Source organism: Paenibacillus barcinonensis, assembly GCF_003217495.1.
In the GTDB taxonomy this organism is placed as follows: Bacteria; Bacillota; Bacilli; order Paenibacillales; family Paenibacillaceae; genus Paenibacillus; species Paenibacillus barcinonensis.
Map to the genome: position 1 here is coordinate 50316 of NZ_QJSW01000019.1, position 26971 is coordinate 77286.

The 26971-nt window shown below is 50.1% G+C and carries 24 protein-coding genes, 1 pseudogene and 1 riboswitch; of the genes and pseudogenes, 18 read left to right on the top strand and 7 right to left on the bottom strand.

The window, feature by feature from the left end; genetic code table 11:
• Window positions 1–85 precede the first annotated feature (85 nt).
• Window positions 86–1021: a DMT family transporter gene (locus tag DFQ00_RS22250; RefSeq protein WP_110898670.1), complete on the top strand. Its 936-nt coding sequence runs from the start codon at window positions 86–88 to the stop codon at window positions 1019–1021.
• 121 nt (window positions 1022–1142) lie between these two features.
• Here DFQ00_RS22250 and DFQ00_RS22255 read toward each other — a convergent pair whose 3' ends face one another.
• Window positions 1143–1712: a TetR/AcrR family transcriptional regulator gene (locus tag DFQ00_RS22255; protein WP_110898671.1), complete on the bottom strand. Its 570-nt coding sequence runs from the start codon at window positions 1710–1712 to the stop codon at window positions 1143–1145.
• A gap of 154 nt (window positions 1713–1866) precedes the next feature.
• Between DFQ00_RS22255 and DFQ00_RS22260 the strand changes: the two genes are divergently transcribed.
• Window positions 1867–3393 (top strand): FAD-dependent oxidoreductase, encoded by a 1527-nt coding sequence (locus DFQ00_RS22260; protein ID WP_110898672.1) that lies wholly within the window; start codon window positions 1867–1869, stop codon window positions 3391–3393.
• A 106-nt stretch (window positions 3394–3499) separates the two neighbouring features.
• Here DFQ00_RS22260 and DFQ00_RS22265 read toward each other — a convergent pair whose 3' ends face one another.
• A complete protein-coding gene (locus DFQ00_RS22265; RefSeq protein WP_110898673.1) occupies window positions 3500–4303 on the bottom strand; it encodes a Cof-type HAD-IIB family hydrolase in 804 nt (267 codons plus the stop codon).
• A gap of 282 nt (window positions 4304–4585) precedes the next feature.
• Window positions 4586–5590, bottom strand: a complete 1005-nt coding sequence (gene lplA / locus DFQ00_RS22270; protein WP_110898674.1) for a lipoate--protein ligase — start codon at window positions 5588–5590, stop codon at window positions 4586–4588.
• Between the two features lie 262 nt (window positions 5591–5852).
• On the opposite strand from lplA, the gene cobD reads away from it, so the two are divergent.
• The 11 genes from cobD (at window position 5853) to DFQ00_RS22325 (ending at window position 17780) form a co-directional block, all read left to right on the top strand.
• Window positions 5853–6983 carry a threonine-phosphate decarboxylase CobD gene (gene cobD, locus DFQ00_RS22275; protein ID WP_110898675.1) on the top strand — a complete coding sequence of 377 codons (1131 nt, stop codon included), beginning with the start codon at window positions 5853–5855 and terminating at the stop codon, window positions 6981–6983.
• 38 nt (window positions 6984–7021) lie between these two features.
• Entirely contained in the window at window positions 7022–8059 is a 1038-nt protein-coding gene (locus tag DFQ00_RS22280; RefSeq protein ID WP_244213962.1) for an adenosylcobinamide amidohydrolase, read from the top strand.
• 37 nt (window positions 8060–8096) lie between these two features.
• Window positions 8097–9074, top strand: coding sequence for an adenosylcobinamide-phosphate synthase CbiB (gene cbiB, locus DFQ00_RS22285; protein WP_110898725.1), 978 nt, complete (start codon window positions 8097–8099; stop codon window positions 9072–9074).
• Window positions 9068–9793 (top strand): histidine phosphatase family protein, encoded by a 726-nt coding sequence (locus DFQ00_RS22290; RefSeq protein ID WP_110898677.1) that lies wholly within the window; start codon window positions 9068–9070, stop codon window positions 9791–9793. Before cbiB ends, DFQ00_RS22290 begins: the two co-directional genes overlap by 7 nt.
• A gap of 181 nt (window positions 9794–9974) precedes the next feature.
• Window positions 9975–10123, top strand: a riboswitch (adenosylcobalamin (AdoCbl) riboswitch).
• 418 nt (window positions 10124–10541) lie between these two features.
• The gene (locus DFQ00_RS22295; RefSeq protein WP_174812252.1) at window positions 10542–11546 is read left to right on the top strand and encodes an ABC transporter substrate-binding protein; all 1005 of its coding nucleotides are present in this window, start codon (window positions 10542–10544) and stop codon (window positions 11544–11546) included.
• The gene (locus DFQ00_RS22300) at window positions 11543–12589 is read left to right on the top strand and encodes a FecCD family ABC transporter permease (protein WP_110898679.1); all 1047 of its coding nucleotides are present in this window, start codon (window positions 11543–11545) and stop codon (window positions 12587–12589) included. The genes DFQ00_RS22295 and DFQ00_RS22300 overlap by 4 nt, the downstream gene beginning before the upstream one ends.
• Before the next feature lie 155 nt (window positions 12590–12744).
• A complete protein-coding gene (locus DFQ00_RS22305; RefSeq protein ID WP_110898726.1) occupies window positions 12745–13527 on the top strand; it encodes an ABC transporter ATP-binding protein in 783 nt (260 codons plus the stop codon).
• A gap of 69 nt (window positions 13528–13596) precedes the next feature.
• A complete protein-coding gene (gene cobT / locus DFQ00_RS22310) occupies window positions 13597–14673 on the top strand; it encodes a nicotinate-nucleotide--dimethylbenzimidazole phosphoribosyltransferase (protein WP_110898680.1) in 1077 nt (358 codons plus the stop codon).
• A complete protein-coding gene (gene cobU / locus DFQ00_RS22315; RefSeq protein WP_110898681.1) occupies window positions 14670–15230 on the top strand; it encodes a bifunctional adenosylcobinamide kinase/adenosylcobinamide-phosphate guanylyltransferase in 561 nt (186 codons plus the stop codon). The genes cobT and cobU overlap by 4 nt, the downstream gene beginning before the upstream one ends.
• Window positions 15227–16126, top strand: a complete 900-nt coding sequence (cobS, locus tag DFQ00_RS22320; RefSeq protein ID WP_244213963.1) for an adenosylcobinamide-GDP ribazoletransferase — start codon at window positions 15227–15229, stop codon at window positions 16124–16126. The genes cobU and cobS overlap by 4 nt, the downstream gene beginning before the upstream one ends.
• Before the next feature lie 79 nt (window positions 16127–16205).
• A complete protein-coding gene (locus tag DFQ00_RS22325) occupies window positions 16206–17780 on the top strand; it encodes a cobyric acid synthase (RefSeq protein ID WP_110898728.1) in 1575 nt (524 codons plus the stop codon).
• Between the two features lie 202 nt (window positions 17781–17982).
• On the opposite strand, the gene DFQ00_RS22330 is transcribed toward DFQ00_RS22325, so the two are convergent.
• A complete protein-coding gene (locus DFQ00_RS22330) occupies window positions 17983–19683 on the bottom strand; it encodes a methyl-accepting chemotaxis protein (protein WP_110898682.1) in 1701 nt (566 codons plus the stop codon).
• A gap of 347 nt (window positions 19684–20030) precedes the next feature.
• Here DFQ00_RS22330 and DFQ00_RS22335 point away from each other — a divergent pair, with 347 nt between their 5' ends.
• From DFQ00_RS22335 to DFQ00_RS22345, 3 genes are all read left to right on the top strand, one after another.
• On the top strand, window positions 20031–21428 hold the full coding sequence (locus DFQ00_RS22335) for an L-cystine transporter (RefSeq protein WP_110898683.1): 1398 nt from the start codon (window positions 20031–20033) through the stop codon (window positions 21426–21428).
• Between the two features lie 296 nt (window positions 21429–21724).
• Window positions 21725–22408, top strand: a complete 684-nt coding sequence (locus DFQ00_RS22340; RefSeq protein WP_110898684.1) for a queuosine precursor transporter — start codon at window positions 21725–21727, stop codon at window positions 22406–22408.
• 223 nt (window positions 22409–22631) lie between these two features.
• A complete protein-coding gene (locus DFQ00_RS22345) occupies window positions 22632–22985 on the top strand; it encodes a hypothetical protein (protein WP_110898685.1) in 354 nt (117 codons plus the stop codon).
• Window positions 22986–23123: 138 nt separating this feature from the next.
• Here the strand turns inward: DFQ00_RS22345 and DFQ00_RS22350 are convergent, their stop codons facing one another.
• On the bottom strand, window positions 23124–24212 hold the full coding sequence (locus DFQ00_RS22350) for a M24 family metallopeptidase (RefSeq protein ID WP_110898686.1): 1089 nt from the start codon (window positions 24210–24212) through the stop codon (window positions 23124–23126).
• Between the two features lie 191 nt (window positions 24213–24403).
• On the opposite strand from DFQ00_RS22350, the pseudogene DFQ00_RS30200 reads away from it, so the two are divergent.
• Window positions 24404–24712, top strand: a pseudogene (locus DFQ00_RS30200) (PQQ-dependent sugar dehydrogenase); the annotation flags it as partial.
• Window positions 24628–24876, top strand: coding sequence for a hypothetical protein (locus DFQ00_RS30205; RefSeq protein ID WP_279630430.1), 249 nt, complete (start codon window positions 24628–24630; stop codon window positions 24874–24876). The pseudogene DFQ00_RS30200 and the gene DFQ00_RS30205, both read left to right, overlap by 85 nt.
• Before the next feature lie 579 nt (window positions 24877–25455).
• Here DFQ00_RS30205 and DFQ00_RS22360 read toward each other — a convergent pair.
• Window positions 25456–26193, bottom strand: a complete 738-nt coding sequence (locus DFQ00_RS22360) for an MBL fold metallo-hydrolase (protein WP_110898687.1) — start codon at window positions 26191–26193, stop codon at window positions 25456–25458.
• Window positions 26194–26258: 65 nt separating this feature from the next.
• Entirely contained in the window at window positions 26259–26816 is a 558-nt protein-coding gene (locus DFQ00_RS22365) for a hypothetical protein (protein WP_110898688.1), read from the bottom strand.
• Window positions 26817–26971: the final 155 nt, after the last annotated feature.

Consider the following 26971-nt stretch of genomic DNA (forward strand, 5'->3'; position numbering starts at 1 on the left):
CTAATGGGAGATAACTGTTCTGTTTTGTTCATTCTGTTCTGTAGACCATGAGCTATGATGGAGAACAGATAAAGGAGTGGTTAACATGGTAGGGGTTGCATTTACGGTGATGTGTCTCGTCTTTGGCACAACATTTCTCGCGATTAAAGTTGGAGTTGAGGCAGGCATGCCACCTTTTCTGTCAGCCGGGTTACGGTTTGTGATCGCAGGAGCTTTAATGTTTACATGGATGTGGATGAAGGGAAAAGTGAGCTTGTCGCTGCTGTTCCGCAAAGAAATGCTGATTACAGGGGTGGGACTGACCTTCGGGACGTTTGCCACGTTGTATTGGGCTGAACAGCATGTCAGTTCAGGTGTAGGGGCAATTCTATCCGCTACAGGGCCACTAATGATTATGGTGATGCAGACGGCATTGTTACGGCAAAAAACCTCTGCCCGCATGATTGCTGGCTGTCTGATCGGTTTTACTGGCGTTGTGCTTGTTGTGCTGCCGGGAGTGTCCCTTGGTGCGGGTTCATTATTTTTGTGGGGTTGCATCGCTGTGCTTGTAGGGGAGGTCTGTTATTCGGCAGGTACGCTCTACTCCAAAAAAGTCATTCACCAGTTCAGTGAGATGAGTCCTGTGGCGATTAATGCGGTGCAGATGATGTATGGAGGCTTACTGTTATCCGTGCTATCGGCATTAACGGAGTCCTGGAATATGTCAGCACTGGATGTACTGCCAGCGGTGTCTTCCGTGATCTATCTGACGGTCATCGGCTCGATGGTAGGCCACAGTCTGTTCTATTGGATTATGTCGCGCACCAATCCGCTATTCCCGGCAACCTGGCTGTATATCTCTCCGCCCATTGCAGTCGGACTTGGCGCGATAGTCTATGATGAGCATGTCAGCTGGGTAACGTGGGTTGGCGTTGTGCTGGTGATCTCGGGCTTGTTGGCAATGAATGAGAAGGTGAGCAACTGGTTGAAGAGAGAACGTGTGACAGGGGTGGGGAAAGCTCCTGAATCTGTTTTGAAATAGAACGCCGAAGGATAAAGAGCATTGAAATCCAATAGGATACGCTTCTTATGAAGCTTGCGATCATCTTAAAGTGAAAGGCTCAATCTTGAGATCAGCTCCTGATTCCAGATTGAGCTGTTTGCTATTCTAACAGGATGTTCTCATTAACCAATTGGTAGTAATATTCATCCATCTGTTCAGCTGTAATATTTTCTTCAAAATGAAGTATCCACCACGTCACAAGTAGGCTAATCACCCCCGAGTGAAATTCCGCTACAAGCTCAACAGGAAGTGAAAATTGCTTGCCTCTTTTCTTTAGTTCCAGAAAATCTCGCTTGAAGAGTTCTCCGATATAATTTCTGAAAAAATCATTGAACACCTCATCCTCCTTTTGGTTTTGAACAATCGTTGTCAGCACGTTTCCAGACATAATTTTAGATAGGCTTTGCAATGGCTGCTGTAACCGCTCTTCTACATCCATTTGCAAATAATCTCTCAGGAACCAGGTCAGGGTGGAGGACAGCAGCGCGAATTTATCTTCAAAATGTTTGTAAAATGTTGTGCGATGAACCATGGCTTGGTCACATATTTCATTAATCGTAATGTTACTGAATCGTTGTCCGTGCATGGACAATAGATCAATAAGCGCCATCGTTAACAATTTATGAGTACGGGTAACTCTCAAATCTACTTTTTTACCAACTATTTTCATCTACACCATTTCCTTATTGTAGTTTATCTATATACTTGCCTTATATTGTTCCTTACCAAAAAAGAGATTTTAGTTATATATTGGTATTATAAGTATATTTTTGATTAGTCTACAACTGTAGAAAAATAACCCTCATAGAAAGGATGGATTTACGATGCCTGATATGAAAAAAGCCGTGGTGATTGGAGCAGGGATTGCAGGGTTAATCACTGCACGAATGTTATCTGATTATTATGAAGAGGTATGTATTATCGAGCGAGATGAGCTGCCTGCTGAACCGTTGAATCGACAGGGTGTTCCCCAATCCTTTCATCCACATCGGGTATTGCCACGGGGTGGACTCATTCTGGAACATTACTTCCCCGGATACAATGATGAATTGATTACACTGGGTGCCATTCCTTCAGAAAAAGAGAAGATTGTCATTGCCAATCGTTACGGAACATTAGTCAATAAGGCGGATGCTGCATCTCCCTTCAACATTGCATCGTGCAGCAGAGCCTTGCTCGAATGGGTACTGCGTCAGCGGGTCCAGAACATAGATCATGTAAGCTTCTTAACGAGTACGGAAGTTACCGGGTTAATGGTGTCAGAAGATCAGCGTTCCATTACAGGCGTATTTACTAAAGAAAGAGGCCCTGATCAGCCGATAGAGATGCTTGCAGCAGATATGGTAATTGATGCTTCGGGACGATCTTCCAAATTGATCAGGTGGCTGGACAAGATCGGTTTGTCCGTGCCTGAGCCGGAGGTGCTGAAGGTATCGCTTGGTTACAGCACCCGCTACTACAACATACCATTCTCTATTCAACATGAATGGGGAACCGTGATAACGGAATCAGACCCGGAGGAAGGAATTCGTGCAGGCATGTTATGGCGTATCGAAAATGATATTGCGGGAGTACTGCTCTTCAACGCAGGTGGCAATGAATATCCTTCCACCGATCCGGATGAGTTCCAAAAGCAAATCAAGCAGCTGTTTGCTTCAGATGAAATCTCGGCTTTAACAGACCAGTTGGAGCCTCTTCAAGGGCCGCGGGGATATCGTATTTCCGAGTCTGTCCGTCAACATTTTGAACTTATGGAGCATTGGCCGTCAGGCTTGCTCGTTCTTGGCGATTCATTTTGCAGCTTCGATCCGATCCATGGTCAGGGCATGACGGTTGCCGCAATTGAAGCCGAGACGATAGGGAAATGTTTGGAGGCACAGCGAGTGCATCCTGAGCCGCAGTTTGAGCGCCAAGTGCTGCTTCGGATGCAGCAGGAGATCGAACCGGCCTGGTGGCTGAGTTCCGTGGCTGATCTGCGTTGGCAGGGGGTTGAACATGTTGGAACATCCCAACTGAAGGGTGTATCCTTTGCCCAGAAATATATCAATTTGTTTGTGAAGCAGGCGATGAAAAGGTCGAGCCAGGAAAACCATAATCATCTCTTTTTTATGCAGTTTCTGATGAATGCCTTAATCCTTCCTCCAAGCGAATTTTTTAAAGGGGACGTCCTCAACATGATCCTGAACGACAATGGCTCTGAAGAAGAAATGGAGTTAAGAGCAGAGCTTGGCGTTGAAGATCCGGGGCTTTTCCAGCAAAGAATAGATGAGATTATTCCGTCATTTCAGTTGGAGCCTGATGCTCGAATCAACAAAATACTGGATTCTTTGCGGCTTGCTATGAGCAAATAAGTAGAAGAACATGAACAAATAATGTTAATTGAGTTCCACTAAAAAAACAGCCTGGAACCACAGCTTATGTGGTATCCGGACTGTTTTTTGGTTAACGACTTATGAATTACTCTGCGTTTAATACAAACTTCTCGATAACCTCTTTGACACCGTCCTCGTTGTTGCTTGCCGTAATGTAATCTGCCAGCTCCTTCAGGGCAGGGATGGCGTTACCCATCGCTACACCAAGACCGGCTACCTCCAGCATCTCGTGATCGTTCCACGAGTCCCCGATGGCGATGCATTCGCTGAGCTGATGACCGAAATGATCAGCCAGGAATGTCAGCGCGTGACCTTTTGTACCTTCTTTATGCATGATTTCGAGGAAATACGGCTTGGATTTCGTAATGTGTACCTCTGGGCCGAGCAACTCACGCAGCTCAACAGCCACTTGATCCAGATAGTCTGGCTCATCAATGATGAGCAGCTTTGGTGTAGGCTGTTCGATCACTTTAATGAAATCAGACTCGATGTAATATTGAGTGCCGTTTAACTTGGCATAATCAAGCAGTTTTTGATTTTCCTCACGGGCGTAGAGCTTGTCGTTGATGTATGTTTGCAGATGCAGGTTGTTCTCCAGACAGTAGTCAAACAGCTTGCGGGAAGCCTCTTGTGGTACATAGCGCTCATACAGCACCTTTTCGTCCAGCAGGTTTTTCACCAAAGCACCTTGATACGTGATAATTGGCACGTTCAGCTTGGTTTGGCGTGCCAGTGCCTGTGCAGAAGCATACGCGCGTCCAGTAGCGAGAGTTACTACCACACCGTGTGCTACCGCTTGTTCCAGTGCAGTTTGCGTAGCAGGTGTAACTTCCTTGTTGTCGTTAATCAGGGTGTCGTCGATGTCGATGGCAATAAGTTTGTAGGTCATGTGATGTTTCTCTCCTTTTTTATCTGGTTCTATTTCATTGAACAAAATAGGCTCACCCAAAAACTACGATGACAGAATAACCTTCCAATCACTGTGATCCTCCGATTTTTTTGAACTCTTATAAGGAGAAAATCCGGTGATAAGCATATGCTTCCGATGCAGCTTTCTTACAGAAAGCTTTCAGGCGAACGCTTCGCTTTTTCAGATTTCTTCTGTGCTCTCCGTTGCTGTGATCCTATATCGTTCAAACAAGCTATATCCATCTAACGGTTATTTTCTTCTCTACTCCTCCAGGAAAATAAGACCGATAAAGTCCTCCAGCTCCAGGTTGCCGAAGTAATGCTTCACATCCAGACCTTCCAGAGCGGAGCGCACCTCCGTTTCGTCATAACGCTTGCCACGCAGCATATCCTCGATATCAGCCACATCGCCAACACCGAAGAAATCGCCGAAGATTTTGATATCCTCGATGCGTCCATCCTTGATGTTCATGCGCAGATCAATAATGCCGACAGGAAATTTGCGGGTGTGCTTCACATTGCTTTCCGGTGACAGACCGTAGTTCCAGTCCCAGTTGTTATAACGCTCGGCGGAGATTTCCTTGATTTTGTCCCAGTCCTTCTCGGTCAGCTTGTACTGAGGAACATCCTTCGGCTCCATGCCGAAAATGTGACGCAGCAGCGCATCACGAAACTGTTCAATCGTCAGATTGGTGTCGATCAGCTCACGAATGTTGGCCACGCGACTGCGGACCGATTTGGTGCTCTTGGATTTGAATTTCTCGGGATTCACGTTCAGGGAAGCCTGCACATGCTCCAGATTCAGATCAAACATCAGCGTGCCATGACTGAACATGCGTCCACGGGTAGCAAATTGCGCGTTGCCCGAAATTTTCTTTTCGCCCACTTGCAGATCATTACGTCCAGTCAACTCGGCATTTACGCCAAGCTCGTGCAGGGCTTCAACGACAGGCTGGGTGAACTTGCGGAAGTTGTGGAAGGATTGACCATCATCCGCAGTGATAAAACTGAAATTCAGGTTGCCCAGATCATGATACACCGCACCGCCCCCGGATAGACGACGTACCACCTGCACTCCGTTATCCTGAACGTACTCGATATTAATCTCTTCGATTGTATTCTGGTGTTTACCGATAATAATCGACGGACGGTTGATATAAAACAGCAGATAGCTGTCATCCTCCATCGGCAGATGCTTCAGAATGTACTCCTCAATCGCAAGGTTTACAGAAGGATCTGTAATGCCCTGATTATCTACAAACAGCATGGTCATTCCTCCATTAATGTATGTGAGGGACGTCAAATCCCTTATGTAGTGATGCTTGTGAAAATGATTCGGAGCCAAGGCTCCTGAAATTCCTCTTCTATTGTAAACGAATTGCGGTTAGGACACAAAGAAAACACGCAACCTTCTTACATACAAGTTCTGGCTTGGGCTCTAACGATAAAAATGAAAAACAATACAGGATTGACCCGTACCTCAAGTGCCATCCATAATAAAAAGAACATGCAGAGAGGATGACGGATGAATGACCGGTTATATCGAAGTGTTCGGACATGGCGGAGATGTGGAGACCGCAGCTTCGCGTTTTGGAGGAAATGCCACAGATTTTCTCGATTACAGCGCCAATATTAACCCGTTAGGACCGCCCAGGGAAGTGATGGAGACTCTGCTGCAGGGGATGCATGCTGTGCTTCGTTATCCCGATCCGGGGCATCGTGCCTTCAAAGCATTGCTGAGTGAACGACTGGCGGTAACGCAGGAACAAATCTCTGTGGGCAATGGTGCGGCTGAAAGTATGGCGCTGATTCTGCTTGGACTTGCTCCACGCAGGGTGGGAACCGTAGAGCCAGGCTTCTCGGAGTACGGAGCCTTGGCACGGCAATTTGGGGCAGAGGTTGTACATGCGATGGGCCGGGAAGAGCTGAACTGGCGTGCAAGGCCCGAAGATATTGAACGGCTGATGGAGGAGGTAGACCTGCTATTCCTCGGACAGCCTAACAATCCGAACGGTGTGCAATATCCGCTGGAGGTGCTTCACAGGCTGGCACGCAAAGCAGAAGATAGCGATACCGTGCTCGTTATTGACGAGGCTTTTATTGATTTTATTCCAGCCGCCCGGCGTCAGTCTCTCGCTTCGGATGTGAATAAGTATCCGAATATCATCATCATTCGCTCCATGACCAAGTTCTACGCCATTCCCGGTCTGCGCCTTGGCTATGCGATGGGGAATGCAAAATATATACGGGCGATGACACAAAAGCAGGTCACCTGGAGCGTAAACGGGCTGGCCCTTGCTGCTGGTGAGGCCTGCATGCGCAGCGGCGAACGATATGAACAGGAGACGATTGAGCAGATTGCGAAGGAGAGAGCACGGCTGATTACAGCACTGGACGCGTATGGATGCAGTGTAACGCCGGGAGAAGCCAACTTCTTGCTGGTACATGTGCCGGAGCCTTGGACGGCAGCTTCGATGCAGGAGGCACTCGGGCGGCGAGGTGTTCTGATTCGCAGCTGTGCCATGTATCCAGGACTCGGTGCAGGGCATGTTCGCTTCGCAGTGAAAGAGCCCCGAGCCAATGAGCGATTGCTTGAGGTGCTGGGAAGTGTACTTGCAGCAGGAGAGCCTCAGCACCTGAAGGGAGCATCGACTTATTAAGCTGGTCGTGCAGCATTTCATACTGAATGTGAAGGAATATGGAAGCCGAAGTGAACGAAGAGAGAAGAGAGAAGAGAGAAGAGAGAAGAGAGAAGAGAGAAGAGAGAAGAGAGAAGAGAGAAGAGAGAGGCAGGGAAGCCGCTGTGACACTCCCGTTTTATAACTATTTTACACATGACAAAAAAGACGAGAACACTTATATGTCCTCTTCCTGGCCGGGTCTGCGAATATCAGCACATGAACGCCATATCAGGGCCCATAGTCCGCAGATTGTGCAGGCGTTATCGAGTGCGGTGTATGGTGGTGGCATGCTCAAGCTGGATCGTGTCTTTAATATCTATGTGGATATGCATTATCGCTGTGATGATCCACCCCGTGATATTGAGCAAGCACTACATGAATGGCAGGAGCGACCTGAGCAATGTGCCGGCTTGTTAACAGCGGTCAGGCTGGAGCACACCTCTATTCAGGAGTATACAAGTGCTCATTTTGGGTTGCTGTGCTGTACTACAGCAGGGGTATCGAATGCAGCGCGCGCTGGCTCGGAGAGAACCGTATTTGATGTCCATGGCAAAAAACACAAAACGACAGCCTTGCCCCTGCGGGTTGCAGAGGCTGCTTCGGCAATTGCGCCTGAGTACAGTGCCTTGCACGTCTGTGACCTATCAAACACACCTTCATCTGACACATCCAGCATATCTTCATCCAATACATCCAGCATATCTTCATATATCCCTGGAACGATTAATATCATGCTGTGGTTTAACGGACAGATGACCCCGTCTGCGATGGTTAACGCCATTCAGACAGCGGTCGAGGCCAAGGCAGCAGCACTCGCGGATGCAGGAATTATGGATTCGGAGAACGGGCAGACTGCCACAGGCACAACAACGGATGCCATTGTGCTCGCTATTCGTCAGGCTGAGCATGAGAGCCAGCCGCTGCATGCATATGCAGGTACAGCTACCGCTATGGGCGCGGCGATTGGCCGATTAGTATATGACACAGTGACAGAAAGCCTTCAGGCTGGACTGCATTGGAAAGAGAGGAGAGGACAAGGCGACAATGACATTTGATGTTGGACACCTAGGGGCATCACCCTTCTGGGCAGGTATGGCAGGAGCCTGGATCATCATCCTTGCGTACATATTGGACCGATGCATCGGAGATCCGCGCTGGATACCCCATCCGGTGATCGGCATGGGGAAAGGCATCTCTGCTCTGGAACGTGTTATCCGTTCATATGTGAAGACGGATGGTGGATTGAAGAGAGCTGGTTTATTATTGCCGCTCCTGATTGCCGGGGGTGCATTTGCTGTGACGTGGGTCGTTTTGTTTCTGCTGGGTATGATTCATCCGATCCTGGCAGCATTAGCCGAAGTTGTACTTATTGCAACCACGATTGCTTCCAAAGGATTACGTGATGCAGGTATGGAAGTATACGGTCATCTGAAACAGCAGGACTATACTGCCGCAAGGCGTTCACTTGGCATGATTGTTGGACGTGACACGGCACATCTGGATGAGCCTGAGGTCGTTCGGGGAACGGTGGAGACGGTCGCGGAAAATATCGTGGATGCCATCGTATCCCCGTTATTCTATGCACTCATTGGCGGCGCTCCGCTGGCTATGGCGTACCGTGCTGTCAATACGCTAGACTCAATGGTAGGTTATAAAAATGACAAGTATCTGCATCTTGGCTGGGCCTCTGCCCGTCTGGACGATTGGGCGAACTGGATTCCCGCCCGTCTGACCGCGATGCTGTTAATTGCGGGAGCATGGGTCATGAAACTGGATGCAAACGGCGCAGCGCGTATGGTTATCCGAGATGCAAGATTGCATCCAAGCCCGAACAGCGGTTTCCCGGAATCAGCCGTTGCAGGTGCGCTCGGGATTCGTTTGGGCGGACATAATGTGTATCACGGTGTATCCTCGTTTCGTGCGTACATGGGCGAAGCAACACGGCCAATGGAGGCTGAAGATATCGTGCGCACAACACGGCTGATGTTCTGGTCTGCGGGCGCTTTTGTTTCCTTATGTTTCTTGACCGTGCTTGTTGCATGGCTGGCTGGAGGCACGCTGTTATGGTAATAAAGTCAGGGCAAGAGCAGCATGAATCAGAACAGGATGCATCACTACGGAGTGAATCAGGACAGCTTGGTCCGCAGCGCAGCCTTGTGCTGATCCGTCATGGAACGACGTCGTGGAATGTGGAAAAAAAATATTTGGGGCATACCGACATCGGTCTGCTGCCTGATGCACAGGAAGAGCTGGCTGTGCTGCGCGAGCAATGCCGCGATCTCACATGGGACGCCGTGTATTGCAGTGACCTGCTTCGCTGCCGTCAGACGCTTGCACATATTGCGCCGCAGGCGGCTGCACAGACAAGGCTGGATCGCCGCCTGCGCGAGAATGATTTTGGACTGTGGGAAGGTCTGACCTATGAGCAATTGAAGCATAATCCGATGTACCGAAGCTGGATTGATCATCCGCAGGAGGTTACACCACCTGGGGGAGAGGCGTGGTCGGCTTTTGCCGAACGCATTGATTCATTTCTGGACGAGCATCTGTGTTCGGATGAAACATCATTGCTTTCGGGAGAGGTGGGCAAGCCATTACCGAGGACTTCACTCAGGACACTTATTGTGACACACGGCGGGGTCATTCGTTACATGCTGTCCCGACTCCTTGACGGCGTTGGGTTCTGGGATACACATGTCATCCCCGGCCAAGCCATTCAGGTTCATATGGAGAAGCAGAGCGGGAGATGGCTTGGCAGCAGGGTGACTTTTCCGTCAATCGGGTTGTAAGGCAGTGCAATATACCCTATAATCACAACAGAAGTGTGCTCGGTACTGACATGTTTGGTGGAATGGGCTGTGAAGCTTGATCGGATGTGTTGTGTGTTGAGTTCTGCGATTGTGTTAGATGGAATTAACCACTTTTAACGACCAAGGGTCCCGCGTGCGGAGCTGTTCATGATAGGGCAACACAAGATCATGATGCGCACAAGGGTAAAATGGGGAAGCTGGTGCAAATCCGGCACGGTCCCGCCACTGTGAAACAGGAGCATTCCTGTAAGTCAGATTACCAGCCCTGGACGTACAAGCCGCTGTTCCTTCGAGGAAAGGACAACGTTTCGGGCCATTCTATGTGCATGGACAGCCTAGGGCTGCATATGTACAGATTGCCGTATGCGAGACGTTCTCCCTGATCCTTGCAAGAGGGTCGGGGATTTTCTTGTTGTACACGATGTGTTGAAAAATATTATGTTACACGAGCCACTCCGATTGCAGTACCATTTTCCGATCGCTGTTATCCCCGGATTTTTTTGATTCCTTAAATTTGAGGGGGAAATCCGGTGATAAGCGTATGCTTCCGATGCAGCTTTCTTGTAGAAAGCTTTCAGGCGAACACTTCGTTTCTCCAAATGGGTTCTGCACTCTCCGTTAAACGTGTACATATCTTCATTTTCGTTTCACTGGAACACCAAGATGGGGCAGAGCATTAAGAGTGAGGTAATATGCAACAACAATAGTACAGATAGAGAAGGGGAGAATGAAACTCATGATTAAAAACTGGAAAGCACTAGCATCCCTGCTGAGTGCAGCGATGCTGGCACTGGCGCTGGCTGGATGCGGCAATGCGGCAACGAAAGAAGGGGCAGGCAGCTCTCAGCAGCCTGCGCAGGAGCAGTCTCAGGAACACACACAAACGGATTTCAAAACCCAATATCCACTTACGGTTACAGATGCGACAGGTGAATCATTCACGTTTGACAAAGCACCAACCAAAATCGTCTCGGTCTCTCCGGCTGAAACAGAATCTCTGTTTGCACTCGGACTGGACAAGGAGATCATTGGTGTTTCCGATTATGACGATTATCCCGAAGCGGCCAAAACCAAAGCCAAAATGGGCGGCATCAACAAGCCGAACGAAGAGTCTGTTATTGCGGCCGATGCCGATATCGTATTCGGAGGTATTTCATTAAGCGAGGATGCAGTGAAGAAGCTGCGTGATATGGGCATTACCATTTTTAAAACCGATCCTAAATCCATCGACGATGTGATGAACAATATTGAAACCTTTGGTAAAATTACCGATCATCAGGAGCAGGCTCAGAAGCTGATTGCACAGATGAAGCAGGATGTTACGGATGTCACCGAAGCAGTGAAAGCTGTAAAGCCGGAGGACAAGAAGAAAGTATATATTGAATTTTCCCCAGGCTGGACCGTAGGTAAAGGTGAATTCATGGATGAGCTGATCACTGTAGCAGGCGGCACCAATATTGCAGCAGACAAAGAGGGCTGGTATCAGATTAATGAGGAAAATGTCATTGCTGCCAACCCGGATGTTATTCTCTATGCAAACGATGTTATTGACGAGAATTCCAAAACGCTGGATCAGATTATCAAGGCGCGCAGCGGCTGGGATCAAATTACGGCAGTGAAGAACAATGCTGTAATGGGCTTGGATGCCAACCTGCTGAGCCGTCCGGGTCCGCGTGTAACCCAAGGATTGAAAGAAGTAGCCAAAGCGATCTATCCTGACCTGTTCAAATGAGCAAGAAGCTGATCCTGTTCGGAACGATAGGCGTGGCACTGCTGGTGCTTACCGTGCTCATCTGCACAGGCATCGGTTCAGTGGCGCTGCCCATTCGGGACATTGCAGGCATTCTTATTCATAAGCTGCCCTGGATCGGCGACTGGGTTACACCGGATTGGAACAAAGCGTCCGAACAGATTATATGGAAGGTTCGTTTCCCGCGTGTGTTGCTGGCGGTGCTGGTTGGAGCTTCACTGGCGATTGCGGGGGCGGGCTTTCAAGGGGTGCTGCGTAATCCGCTGGCCGATCCGTTTACATTGGGAGTATCCTCAGGAGCTTCGGTAGGTGCTGCATTTCTGATTTTCTTCGGGCTACAGTATGCTCTGATCGGAATCTGGACGCTGCCGCTGGTAGCCTTTTTGACCGGAGCCATTACGCTATGGTTTGTCATGGCCTTGGCTCGTGAAGGGCGTAAAATTCCTACGCACAGCCTGATTCTGGCAGGTGTCGTTATGCAAAGTTTTCTGGCTGCGGTCGTTTCCTTCCTGTCGACCATGTCCAAGCAGACGATTAATGAAATTATATACTGGACGATGGGAAGTCTGGCTCTGCGCGGGTGGTCGTATACGGCCATCCTTTTCCCGTATTTTCTGCTTGGACTAATCTTCCTGTGGAGCCGCGCGCGTTCGCTGAACGTGCTGGCACTCGGTGAACGTCAGGCTGCACATATCGGTGTTGGTGTGGACCGACTCAAGCTGTCTGTGCTCGCTGTGGGCACACTGCTCACAGCCGCAGCTGTCTCCGTCTCGGGCGTGATCGGGTTTGTCGGATTAGTTATTCCGCACATGCTGCGGCTGCTCGTAGGGCCGGACTATCGGCTGCTGGTACCTCTATCCGCGATTGGTGGAGCGATCTTTATGGTATGGGCAGATACGATTGCCCGCTCCTTGCTGGCCCCGACGGAAATTCCACTGGGGGTTGTCACTGCGTTTGTCGGGGCGCCGTTCTTCGCGTACCTGTTGCACCGGAACAAAAAGCTGCAGAAGGGGATGATGCCGTGAAGAAGCAGGTGGAGCAAAAGATCAGGCACCGTGTGAGGCATGGGACCGGGCAGTATACGGAATCAAAGCCGGACCCGAACGCTTCTTCCAGAGCAGAGTCAAACCATCCTGTCAGCACATTCTCCACAAGTGATGCCGAGCATCCTTCCTCCACGATGCTGGTGTCTGTTACAGGCGCGGGGAAATCCTATGGTAATCATCGTGCATTAAAGGATATTAACTGGCAGATTGCAGAAGGAGAATGGTGGGGCGTCGTTGGTGCAAATGGAAGCGGCAAGTCAACGCTGCTGCAGCTTATAGCGGGAACGGAAGAACGCAGTACAGGTCAGATCACGATAGATGGCCGCGATATTGGCTCCTACAGTCGCAAGGATCTGTCGCGTATGATTGCAGTGTTGCAGCAGGACGGTCTGCCGGCGATCTCCTACCCTGTGCGTGATGTTGTCGAGATGGGGAGATATCCGTATCAGAACTGGCTGGGCAGAGAATCGGCAGATGGGGCCAGGGTGGTGGATAGCGTGCTTGAGGAGCTGGGACTGACGGAGCTGGCAGAACGGCCACTGGATTCTCTAAGTGGCGGACAGCGGCAGCGGGTAGCACTTGCCAAGGTGATGGCACAGGAGCCGCGCCTGCTGTTATTGGACGAGCCAACGACATTTCTGGATATTAAATATCAGATGCAATTTATGGAGCTGCTGGCTGCATGGCAGCAGAAAAACAACATTACGATTGTGGCCGTGCTGCATGACCTCAATCTGGCCGCATTGTTTTGTGATCATATTCTGGCCCTGCGGGAAGGCAGTGTGGCCGGGAAGGGCACACCTGCCAGCCTGATGACCGAGGAGCAGATTCGGAACATCTTTCGCGTTGAACCTGTGATGGTGTCCCATCCAGACCATGCCGTGCCCCAGTTGCTGCTGCGGCGGGATATCAAATAAATGTGACGTGATCAACGAAGTAAGCGAAGTGGGAGAACTCCCTATTTTGATGAAGGAAGTGCTGGTTGGATGAAGAATGAACAGATATTGAAACAATGGCTCACAAAAATTGTCGCTCCTGACCTGAACGTGGCGGCGGAAACGTCTGCTCATGTAGATGTTCTTACGAAACCACCCGGAAGTCTCGGGAAGTTGGAAGAGCTCGTGATTCGTCTTGCGGGTATGACGGGCAAAGCTCGTCCACAGTTTGATCGTAGAGCGGTGATTGTGATGGCTGCGGATCACGGTGTGGTGGCAGAAGGCATCAGTGCTTTTCCGGCCGAGGTAACACCTCAGATGGTGATGAATTTCCTGGCTGGCGGTGCTGCGGTGAATGTGCTTGCCCGTCATGCGAGAGCAGAGGTCATCTGTGTGGATATCGGTGTAAATGCTGATCTGGAGCATGCAAACCTGCTCTCCCGGAACATTCGTAAAGGCACCGCCAACATGGCCCAAGGGGCGGCGATGACTCGTGAGGAGGCAATTCAGGCGATCTTAACAGGGGTTGAGGTTGTTGCCGCAGAAGTGGCAAAAGGAACCCAGCTGTTTGTCACAGGAGAGATGGGGATCGGCAATACTACGGCAAGTGCTGCAGTGATGAGTGCACTCACCGGAATTGCACCCGCTGCGGCGGTTGGACGCGGAACAGGCCTGGATGATGCCGGCGTGCAGCGCAAAGCGGCTGTTGTTAGCCAGGCGCTGAGTGTGAACAGACCCAATCGGGAAGATGCGCTTGATGTGTTATGCAAGGTGGGCGGACTGGAGATTGCCGGACTCACGGGCGTTATACTAGCCGCAGCAGCACATCGCTGCCCTGTCGTTATAGATGGATTTATCTCCACTGTTGCGGCGCTGGTTGCGCGACAGCTGGCTCCTCTGAGTACCGCCTATATGATCGCTTCGCATACTTCCGATGAGAATGCACATGCGGCTCTGCTGCGTGAGCTTGAGCTGAAGACGATGCTGGATCTGGATATGCGTCTAGGCGAGGGAACCGGCGGGGTGCTGAGTCTGCATCTGATTGATGCGGCATGCCTCATTCTGAATGAGATGGCGACCTTCACAAGTGCTGGTGTGTCTGATGGATCAGGAGAGGGCTCCCGATGAGTGTACTGGTCACAGGTGGGGCTCGTAGCGGTAAAAGCTCGTTTGCTGAGCGCCTATGTATGCAGCGTTCCTCGGAGGCATGGTATGTGGCAACAGCTCAGGCATATGATGATGAGATGCGTGAACGCATTGCGATGCATCAGAAGCAGCGTGAGCATTCGGGTTATCTCTGGCGCACGATGGAGGAACCGCTGGCGTTACCCGCGCTGATACAGCGTATGGGTGAAGGACACACCGGGACTTCTGCACCGACGATTCTGATTGATTGCTTGACCCTCTGGCTGACCAATGTGTTATTGGCACATGAACACGACGAGAGCCATGTACTTCAGGGACATCTGGATGCACTGGTGGAAGCGGTTCGGGCTTATCCTGGTCTGCTTGTGCTGGTCACGAATGAAGTAGGCGACGGAATTGTGCCAGAGTATAAGCTGGGCCGCATTTATCGTGACCTCGCGGGGGTGCTTAATCAGCGTATTGCAGCAATCTGCGGTGAAGTGTTTCTCGTCACGGTAGGCATAGCGATTGAATTAAAAAGCAAGGAGTATCGCTTATGAAGCAGGGTGCATCCGGCCCGGTCGTGCAGCCTCGGAAGCATGCTGCCGCCGCAGCCTTTCAATTTTTGTCCCGTTTTCCTGTGAAAATGCAGCTTGATTTTGTGCCGCCACTGCTGCGGGAAAGTGTGGTGTATTATCCGCTCGTCGGTGCGGCAATCGGTCTATGTGTCTGGCTTCTGGGCGCACTGAGCGGTCAACTGCTGCCTGCTTTTCCGGCAGCGGTTCTGACCCTGACGTTATGGGTGTGGCTCACCGGAGGGCTTCATCTCGACGGATGGATGGATACGGCAGATGGACTGCTCAGTTATCGCAGCCGTGAACGTATGCTGGAGATTATGAAGGACAGTCGGGTAGGGGCTATGGGGGTTATAGCCTGCGTGCTGCTGCTTATGATGAAGGCTGCTCTGATTGCGGACTTTATTGCCGGCGGCAGCTGGGTGTACGGCGCTTTGCTGATTCTGCCCATGATCTGGAGCCGCTGGTTCATGGTGTACGCGATGTCGGCCTGGCCTAATGCACGCGGAGATGACGGGCTTGCTGTATTGTTCAAAGGGCTTGGCGAGCGCAGGGAGGTCCAGAGATCACGTCGTGCTGCTATCCTGCTTACACTGATTGCAGGGCTGGTTACACTGGCTGTAGTATGGCTGTTTAAACCGGATACAGCGATTGCAGATGCGATGGTCAGCGGGTTTGGAACACTGCCCTGGTGGTTGTACCCTGTGTCGGCTGTTATTGTAATACCTGTCGCATGTTATTATATCGGCCGCTTTGTGGCTTCGCAGATCAGTGCACGGCTTGGAGGGCTCACCGGAGATACATACGGTGCCATGAATGAACTTCTGGAGGCCGCCTTGCTGACGGTGTTAAGCGTGCTTCAAGGACTATTTTGGCTATAGTCATCGTTGTAAATAAACCAGATGCAGAGACAGGGGGAGCAGTGTGCAGGAAAAACAAAAACAATCCGCAGCTGTACTGATGCTGCAAGGAACGGCTTCGGATGTAGGTAAAAGCGTCATTACTACGGCGTTATGCCGGATTTTCAAGCAGGACGGCTTCAGGCCTGCCCCGTTCAAATCACAGAATATGGCGCTGAATTCTTACGTTACAGCAGACGGTAAGGAAATTGGACGAGCTCAAGGGGCGCAGGCTGAAGCCTGCGGAATCGAGGCTACAACCGACATGAATCCGATTCTGATCAAACCTGTGCGGGATATGCACTCACAGATTGTGGTACATGGTGTACCTTTTGCCCAGATGAGTGCATCGGATTACCGTCAGCATTTTCTGCCGGAAGCCAAACAGACGGTGATGGATGCGTTAAACCGACTGCGTGAAGCCTATGATATTGTATTAATGGAGGGAGCGGGTAGCCCGGCCGAGATTAATCTGAAGGATCGGGACATCGTGAACATGAATCTGGCAGGCTGGGCGGATGCACCAGTGATTCTGATCTCCGATATTGACCGTGGCGGTGTATTTGCGTCTATTGTCGGTACGCTTGAACTTCTGGAGCCCCATGAGGCTGCACGTGTGAAAGGCTTCATCATCAACAAGTTCAGAGGGGATCTTTCCTTGCTGCAGCCCGGTCTGGACTGGCTTGAGGAGCGTACAGGCATTCCTGTCCTGGGTGTGCTGCCATACATAAGAGATATACAGATTGAAGCAGAGGATTCGGTGGTGCTGGATTCCCTGCGTCATGGGAAAAGCGAGCAAACGGAGCTGGATATTGCGGTCATCCGATATCCGCGCATTTCTAACTTTACAGACTTTGATGCATTGCTTCGTGAACCGGATGTGAATGTGCGTTATGTGACCTCTCCAGAGGAACTGGGCAGGCCGGATGCCATTATTTTACCGGGTACAAAGGATACCATCGGTGACCTGATTTTTCTGCGGGAGTCGGGGCTGGAGCGTGCGATCCTGAACGATATGGAACGACAGGCTGTTCAATTGGTCGGCATATGCGGCGGATATCAGATGCTGGGACGTCACCTGAAGGACCCGTTTGCAGTTGAGGCCAACCAGATTCAGGAGGCAGAGGGAATCGGATTATTACCGCTGTCTACAACCTTTCTTCAGCATAAACAGACGGTGCGGGCATCGGGCACGGTACAGCCGCTGCATCCTTTCCGTCTAGGTGAAAAGGCGAATGCAGACGGAAATATAGACAAAGCAACACAAACAAGCACGGCTTCTGTACCCGTAAACGGATATGAAATCCATATGGGAGTGACCAAGTGTCATGAACCGGAGCAGGTGACGGCGCTGTTTGAGATTGCTCATGCAGGCGGAGAACCTTTTCTGGAAGGCTGGGGCACTTCGGATGGAAACGTGTGGGGCACATATCTGCACGGCTTGTTCGAAAGCGACCGATTCCGGCGCTCCTGGCTGAACGGTCTGCGCGAAGCCAAGGGACTTGCACCGCTGGAGGAAACATACAGCGCGGATGAGCGTAAGGAGATGGAGTTTGATCGGGTGGCTGCTTCCCTGAGAACGTCTCTGGATATGAAGCGAGTATACGAGATTATGGGTGTAATGCAGCGAGAATAAATAAGAGGACTTCTATAAGCCGACTTCTATAGGAATAATCATCTAATCCAAAGAACACCCCCAAAGGCGGGCAGCCCGTTCGGTTTGAACGAAGCTGCTGCTATGGGGGTGTTCTTTCGGATTCAATCATGTTCTCTAATCATCTGATCATGTGTTCTTGTTTAAATCTTTGGAAGCAAGGTTATAGATATTTGTTCATGCCCTAGTTGATCGTAAACTTCTTCATTGCCGTTTGCAGTTCGACAGCCAGCTCATGCAGGTGGCGAACCGTATTGGAATGAGAGTCCATCTCACCCAGCTGCAATTCTGCCGTAGCGGCAATCTGCTGCATGCTCTCACGTGATCTGGATGTAATCTGTGCTGTTTCCTCCACCGAAGCGCTGACCTCTTCTGCCCCAGCAGAAACCTGCTCTGTAGATGAAGATACCGTCTGGATGGTGAGATTAACATTTTGGATTAATTCATTCAGCTGCTGGAACGCCGAACCCGCCTTCTGCACAACCTCGGCACCAGAACTGATCTCCTGGGTTACGCGGTTCATTGCACTTACGGAGCGCTCGGCGTCTTCGCGAATCGTACCGAGGTAATCAGCGATTTCCTCGGTAGCCGTCTTGGATTGTTCTGCCAGCTTGCGTACTTCTCCGGCGACGACAGCGAACCCGCGTCCGTGTTCACCGGCGCGTGCAGCTTCGATGGAGGCATTGAGCGACAGCATATTAATTTGCTTCGTAATTTCAAAAATGGAATTGACAATGGTACCGATTGCGACGGAACGTTCATTCATCGTTTCAATATAACGCAGCGATTCGCTGGCCGTTGCGCCGACACGCTCCATCTGCTCAACAGCATTCTGTGCAAGCTGATTTCCGTTCGTTGCTTCTGTTGCGGCTTCGTTAATCTGTTCCGAGACTTCTGACGCGGATGAAGCGATATGCATAATACCTTGCGTGATCTCTTCCATGGCTCTTGCATTCTCGGATGCACTGGAAGCAATGCTAACGCTACCTTTTCCAGCTTCTTCTGCGGCCTGACTGGAGTTCTGTACCATGCTCGACATGGATTCTACCCGCTGAAGCAAGTCATTGGAGCCAACGACCACTTCATTGGAAGTAGATAACGCATGGCTGATCATTTCTTTGAGATTATGCGTCATGGTCTGGAAGCTTGCCGCCAGCTGGGCAATTTCGTCAGAGCCCTTCATCTTGAGCTCGGTGGTCAGATCACCTTGAGAGATTCGTTTACTGTGCTCAACGAGTGTGTTGATCGGTCTGGTAACTCTTTTGACCATACTGGTAGAGATGAGCCAGCCCAGCACAAATACCAAAGCGGTGATACCAAGGCACAGCCAGAAAATCTGGGCAATTTTATCCTGAATAAACTTGGCGTCCATACTGACGGCCATGAGCATATTACTTCCCGATATCGGGATGAACGCAGCTTTATGTATACCATATTCATCGGCATAAACGGAACTGATCGCCGTTTGTTTCTTCTCGGTCGCTTCTGTCATTGCTGGCAGGATGTCTACGACATCTCCGGCTTTCATGCCTGAGTTATTGCTTGCTACAATGACGCTCGCCTGATCATCCTGAAGGGCAACAACGTAGGCAGCATCCAGGCTGTGTTGTTTGACTTCGTCGGACAGGGAGCTTTCTAACGTCATGGCAGTACCTTCGGCCCCAGCGCCTCCGCTTTGCACCTGCAAGATTTTGGAGGAGGATGTATTTTTGTAAATATCCTGAATAGAAGTATTCAGAACTTTATCGAATTGTGGAAGCACGTAGTTTTGAATAATATTCATAGAGACAGCGTAGAAACTGATACTGAACAACAGGGAAGCAACCAGCAGCACAAGGAACAGCGTGCTCCTGATTTTGCCAGCGACGGTTCGTTTGCGAAACATACAATCATCCTTTCACGTCATAATCATTAACATTTATCCCTTTTCCTTTATCCTATGGCCTTTTTACTAGCGTACAAAGACCTAGATTACGTATTTATAAAACTTGGGAATAAGCGGATATACCTATTTTACAAAATTAACCGCGGGTTGAATACAACTTTTTTCATAAAACTGCAATTATTTTCATGAAACATGCATTCATAACACCAATATTACATAATATCAATTAATACCTACCAGAATAGTTTGATATGTGTTATATTGATCATTGTCACTTTTGTGGGAAGCATATTAATCGAAAAATCGGTGCTAAACCGGTTAACCATGTCTGAGGAGGATATGAGGTAATGAATACATTTTTATTGATTGTGAATGTCGTAGTCATGCTGGCACTGCTGGGTGTGCTCTACTGGATGCAGAAGAAACATATCTCTTTTACGAAGCGTGTATTTGCGGGGCTGGGTATGGGGGTTGTGTACGGTGTTATTCTGCAATTGATCTACACATCGGGTTCGGATGTTATTGCAAAATCAGTCGATTGGTTTAATCTGGTCGGCTCTGGATATGTTCGTTTGTTACAGATGGTTGTTATTCCGCTCATCATGGTGTCGATTATTTCGGCGATCATGAATCTGAAGGGCAAGCAGAACCTTGGTAAAATGAGTGTTTCGATTATTGCAATTCTGTTGATTACAACAGCGATTGCTGCCGGGGTCAGCATCGTTACAAGTCTGGGCTTCAACCTGACCTCCATTGAGATTCAAGGGGGAGATCGGGAAAATGCTCAGATCCAGAAGGTAGAGGAACGTCTGGCTGATGTGAAGGATCAGACGATTCCGCAGCAGGTGCTGGAGTTTATTCCGACGAATCCATTCGCGGATATGACAGGTGAACGCCGTACGTCCACCCTTGCGGTTGTGATTTTCTCAGCCTTTATCGGTGTGGCTGTACTAGGGCTGGATCGCAAAAAACCTGAGCAGGCGGAAACGTTCCGCGGGATGGTAAATGCCGTTTATGCTGTTGTCATGCGAATTGTTACGCTGGTGCTGAGGCTTACGCCTTACGGGATTTTAGCATTGATTACGAAGGTCACGGCGACAACCAATGCGGAAGAGATATTAAAGCTCATCAAATTTGTGATTGCGTCTTATGTCGCGCTGGCGATTATGTTTGTTATTCACCTGATTATTATCTCCCTGTCTGGCTTTAACCCGGTTACGTACATGAAGAAGGTGCTGCCAACGCTGGTATTTGCTTTTACCTCCCGTTCAAGTGCTGCGGCGATTCCGCTGAATGTGGAGACACAGACGAAGAAGCTCGGCGTATCGGACGGTATTGCAAATCTGTCTGCAAGCTTTGGGGCTACGATTGGGCAAAACGGCTGCGCCGGGGTCTATCCGGCCATGCTGGCGGTGATGATTGCTCCTACGGTCGGCATCGACCCGCTGAGCTGGGACTTTATCGTGACGTTGATCCTGGTCGTTATGATCAGCTCGTTTGGTGTGGCTGGCGTCGGCGGCGGGGCGACCTTCGCCTCCCTGATCGTATTGTCCACGATGAACCTGCCTGTGGCGCTGGTCGGACTGCTCATTTCTGTGGAGCCGCTGATCGACATGGGTCGTACAGCGCTTAACGTGAACGGGTCGATGACATCAGGACTCGTAACGAGCAAAATTTTGAAGGAAAACGATCGGGACACGTTTAACGATCAGAGTCGTGAGCTGGATTCTGCGGCTCACGCGTAAGCTGGCTGGGGCGTGGTTTTGCGCCACAGCTCCTGCATTAGATAAGCAGAGACTCGGCAAAGTGAGCGTTCTGCAATACAGATGGCGCAGAGCCGCCCTTCGGAATTTATCGGAGGGTGGCTTTTGCGCATGTCATTACGCCAGAGGTGCGGAGGGGCGCACGGGGGCGGAAGTCTTATTTTCCAATAGACAAGGGGGGAGGAGATGTGATAGAGTATTCATGTTTTGGCCCTGGGCCAAGCCGCGGTTCGTAACCATCCCGCGTAATCAAAACTAGGAAGGCAGTGTATGTATTCATGTTTAATTTAGGATGGGGAGCGGTATTCGTTCTCGTGACGTATGGCTTTTTCCTCTTGTGTTACCGCTTGTTTGGCAAAAAGGGTCTGTATGCCTGGATCGGCGTGGCAACGGTCATTGCCAACATTCAGGTAACCAAAACGATAGATATTATGGGCATTGTGCTGACGCTGGGCAATACGATGTATGTCAGTATGTATCTGACAAGTGACCTGCTCAACGAGAAGTATGGATCGGGTGAAGCGCGGAAAGCGGTGTGGTTTGGCTTTTTCACACTGATTATGACTACGGTTCTGATGCAGATGGTGTTGGCCTTTGATCCGGCACCGACGGATTTTGCCCAGAGCTCAATGAAAACGTTGTTTGGTTTGCTGCCTCGGTTGGCACTCGGAAGTCTCTCTGCTTATTTTATCAGTCAATTTCTGGATGTGCGGTTGTTCAGCTGGCTGCGCAAGGTTGCTCCGGGACGTAATCAGCTATGGATTCGCACGAACGGCAGCTCGATTATTAGTTCTTTTGTGGACACGCTGGTTTTCTGCACGATTGCGTTTGCATTCATCTATCCATGGGACGTATGGCTGGAGATTTTCCTGACCACGTATCTGATCAAGTTTGTGCTGACTGCGGTGGGAACGCCGTTCCTTTATGCTGCACGCAGCTTTAAGTTCAAAGATGAGGCTTAATTAATATTTTAATGAGCATCATGCAGGATTCCCCTCTGCGCAGCCCTTTGCAATTGGACTGTGCAGAGGGATTTTTGAATTAGATCGCATTATTCATCGAAACAAGAAATAATCCTTTTTACATTTTTATGGAAAAGTTATAATATAAACAACCCGTCGTTAAGAGCGAGCTTGCAGCATAAGTGGGCAATGACTTCATACCAAGGGCAAAGGGGAATTGGACATGTACTCGACACTGCGTTATACACTGGAAAGCGATGGCACGACTTACGAGAATGATGGTATTAATGCCTCGTTATTGGTGGAGTTAATTACCAACCTGGAATTGCAGGAATATGTGGTGCTTGAGCCTTCGGAGCTCGTGGAGGGAAGTATGTATATGCAGGCTGCTGCGCTTGGGGAACCCGGGCAAATGGTGGCAGAGATTCGATTGCAGGAAGGTGAGCACGGTTTCCGGCATTACAGCTATACTACAGCAGATACAACGATGGTCATTCAATGGTTTCTGGATTACTGGGGGAAGCAGCAGCTGCCACAGCTGGAGTCCTGGAAGGATATTACGCTGGAATTGAGTTAATTATAAGCAGTTTCATTGTAATTGAGGAAATTAAAATCATTAAAAATCCCGCAAACCATGCTGTCATGGAATGCGGGATTTTGTTTAGTGTATGTGTCTGTGGCCTGTTTTGTATCCGTATCTGTATCTGTATATAGACTAGTCCGTCAGGATTTGAAGTTCTTTCGGATACGTCGTCAGCACCTCTACACCTGTCTCGGTTACGAGCACATCATCCTCAATGCGCACGCCACCTGCCGCCGTGTAGATCCCCGGCTCAATGGTAAAGACCGTTCCAGCCTGAAGCAGGTCCATATTCTCGCCATGAAGGGACGGATATTCGTGCACATCAATGCCGAGTCCATGTCCAACACGGTGCATAAAGCGCTCGCCATAGCCTGCATCAATCGTCACCTGACGGGCAGCATGGTCTACCGAAGCACAGGCAATGCCCGGTTTAACCACCTGAATAGCGGCTTCGTTGGCAGCGAGTACCGTGTTATAGATGGTGCGCAGTTCCGGCGAGATGTCTCCAAATGCAAAAGTTCGCGTAATATCGGATGCATATCCCCCGGCGTACACGCCCATATCAAACATCAGCAGATCCCCGTGTTGCAGTTCACGATCTCCAGGCGTACCATGCGGCAGGCCGGTTTTGGGCCCGGTCAGGACCATGGTGTCGAAGGAAGGGCCATCCGCTCCCAGCTTTTTCATCTGATACTCCATCTCGGCAACCAGTTCGATCTCCGTCACACCTGCACGTACATGGGTAAGACCTTGGCGCAGCGTTTCTTCAATAAGATAGATGGCGTGGCGAATGCGAGCGACTTCATCCGGTGTTTTGTTGACACGCAGCGCGCGCAGCAAAGGACCGACATCTTCAAAGCTTGAACCCCCCAGTGCGGAGGTCAATTGCTCATAGCGGGAGATGGTGACGTATTCTTTTTCCAGACCAACCCGGCCCAGGCGTCCCTGATATCGGTCAAACAAAGCATAAGGATTGTCAGTGTCCGAATGCGTTGCAATGTTGGATACGGAGGAAGCGGCTGCCGCAGCATCGGCGTCCAGTGCGGGTACAATCAGCAGAGGGTCTTCACCACGCGCCAGCATCAGGCCCATGAAGCGTTCATGCGGATTGCTGGCATACCCGGTGAGGTAATAAATATGTTTGGGATCAGTAATGAGCATAGCGTCTAGTCCTTGCCGGGACAGATCGGCATCGAGTCTTGATAAAGGAGTTTGATTCATAATGGGATGTATCCACCTTTCCATATGTGCTGCATAGGTTCAAATTTGTTGTACTGTTTCTATTATAGAAGATGTTCATAGAATTCCCAATCACAAGTCCGTCAGAATGTGCATGCAATTTGAAAGAAATGGCTGCATAGGTGAGCATCGGAATGCGAGTTGTTATCGTTTAAGCGGGGAGTGAGGACCAGAACAGCCTTGGTGGAAAAGTACTGCGTATTGGTCTCGATGGCTCGATCCCTTCAGATAACCCTTGGCCGAATTCCCCTGTATACAGTATGGGCCATCGGAACGCTCAAGGGCTGGCATGCAACCCGGATAACGGGGATCTCTATGCCACCGAGCACGGTCAACGCAATCATGACGAGATTAATCGGATTGCTGCCGGGGAGGACAGAATTACGGCTGGCCCGAGGTGGAGGGCGATGACGATGGTAGTGGCGCCTATCAGGCCCCGCTTGCGCATAGTGGCAATGAAACATGGGCCCCCTCGGGCGTAGCATATATTACGGAAGGCCCGTGGGCCGGGTCGTTAGTAGCCGCCAACCTGAGAGGGGAGCAGCTGCTGCGGGTGGTATTGTCCGAAGACGGTACAAAGGTCGAGCAGGTGGTTCCTTTTTTAAAAGGGGAGTGGGGATGTATCCGCAATGTGAGTGCCGGTTGAAGATGGCAAGCTGTACGTACTCACGAACAACCGCGATGGGGGCGGCTCACCGGGTGACGGGGACGATTAATTAATCGTGCTTACTCCAGAAGCGTGAGGGGAGATAGACAGCCTATTAGCACCGCATGAAGGACATGAGGGTATTCCCTGGAATCGTCAGAGCCATCAGGGCAGAGTGAGCTACAAGGCATGCTAACGATCAAAGGGAAGCCTGTTTCCGTTTTTTTCGGGCATTTGAAAGTGAACGATCCCCAGAAACGCGATGTTGGTGAAAAAGTGCATTAACAGGAGATTTCAGAGGCCATTCGAGCAAATAAGCTTTCTGGTGATTGTTCGAACATGAAAGGGGGAGAATTCGGTGGAATAAGGCTTCTGGGGATCGTTAAAAATCTGCAAGCATGAGAGGAGCACATACGCTCGTTGCATACACAAAAAAAAGCAGCTAGCCCCGCCAGTCTTCTGACGTGGGAGAGCTGCTGGATGGATGATCATAGCTAGTGATTGAGGCTAAGTGCTGTGATTACTGCGCCCAAGCAATTACAACGCTCAGCAATCACCCTGCCCAAGCCGTTATCATGCTCAGGCTTCCTCGGGATTGTCGGCAAGCTCGGCGATCCGCTGCTCAGGCTCCTTCGTATATTCTCCCCCGTGGTAGCAGAGGACTTTATCCAGCTTCAAGCCGGTGAGCTTCTTCAGACTGCGCAGTGCTTCAGGCATGTCCGGTGTTGCCGGAGGTGCCGGGCCGACTAGCTCGTCGTCAACGACACGAAGCTCATCAGCAGCAAGCAGGAACTGTTGCTCGCCAAAATATAAACACAGGTGACCTGGCGTATGCCCCGGTGTATGAATGACCTGTGTCCCGCCTTGGAGCGGGAGGATATCCCCGTCTGCGAGTGTTCTGCTGATGTTAATCTCAGGCAGCTGCATCAGCAGCTGATCAGCAAGTGCCAGGATCGGGGCGGGCAGCATGGCACGACGCTCCGGCGTGAATTTGATTAGAGGCTGTGCACCTGTGAGATAAGGGATCTCATCTGCATGAGCCCATACTTCCAGACCCGGAATGGCGTCCAGCAGTGCACCCAGATTACCGATATGGTCAATATCCTGATGGGTAACGATCACTCGTTTGATGTCGGAGAGAGAAACATTCATTCCTTCAAGTGTGGACTCAAGCTCGGCGAATTGGCCAATCATGCCTGTGTCAACGAGGGTGTACCCGTCTTCGTCTCGAAGCAGGACGGGATGGATCGGGCTCTTGCCTGTTGGTGTTGGAATATGCAACGGTAACACGGTAATGGATGGGTTCGTTGGGTTCATAAATTTTCCGGAACTGAATCCGGAGCACCTCCTTGAATAGATCTTGTTGTATTCACATCTAAACCTTAGACTTCGTTCACTTGCGCCAAGTCTGCATATTTCAGATGTTTTCTGTATTTTTTCACCGTCTGCAATATTGCTTCGAACGTCTCTTCCTCATTGCTTCCGTCTTTGACGACAGCTACGAACGAGAAGTTTTCGTGAATCAGCCGGTTCCTGGTTTGGAATGCCTGATGAAGCGCAGGACTGCAGGACTCTTTGCCCGGCTTTAGAACAATATGCTGTTTGCCAAGCTCGGCCTCAAGCATTTCCATGTTAGAGCGTGCCCGGTAGGCAGGATTTTTCATGAGCTGGGTCGAATTAAACTTCTTCTGATACGTACGTTTGTAGAGCTGAAGCAGCATCTGCTCCATAATCGAACATAACTCCACGGTTAGTGAAGCATATCTCCTGTTTTTGTGTTTGCGGACAAGCTCGTGCGTTTGTTCTTCATCCAGCCATTCATATGGTTCATATATAGCGGGATCGACATGGTTTCGAATATCGTGATATTCCTGTTCGAGCAGATGAATCTCAAGCTTGGCGAGTTTCTTCACGTGTTTGAATTCCTCTTGGGTCAGCATACAACTTGTCCTCCCATGAATACCGAGATGTGAATGGATAACGATCTGATGAAACGGATGTTACACAAAAAGATTACCTTCACTATGCTCATTAAAGGATCGCCGTAACTTCAGTACATGGAGTGATCTCTACGAGGATAGCTGTTAAAGGATCG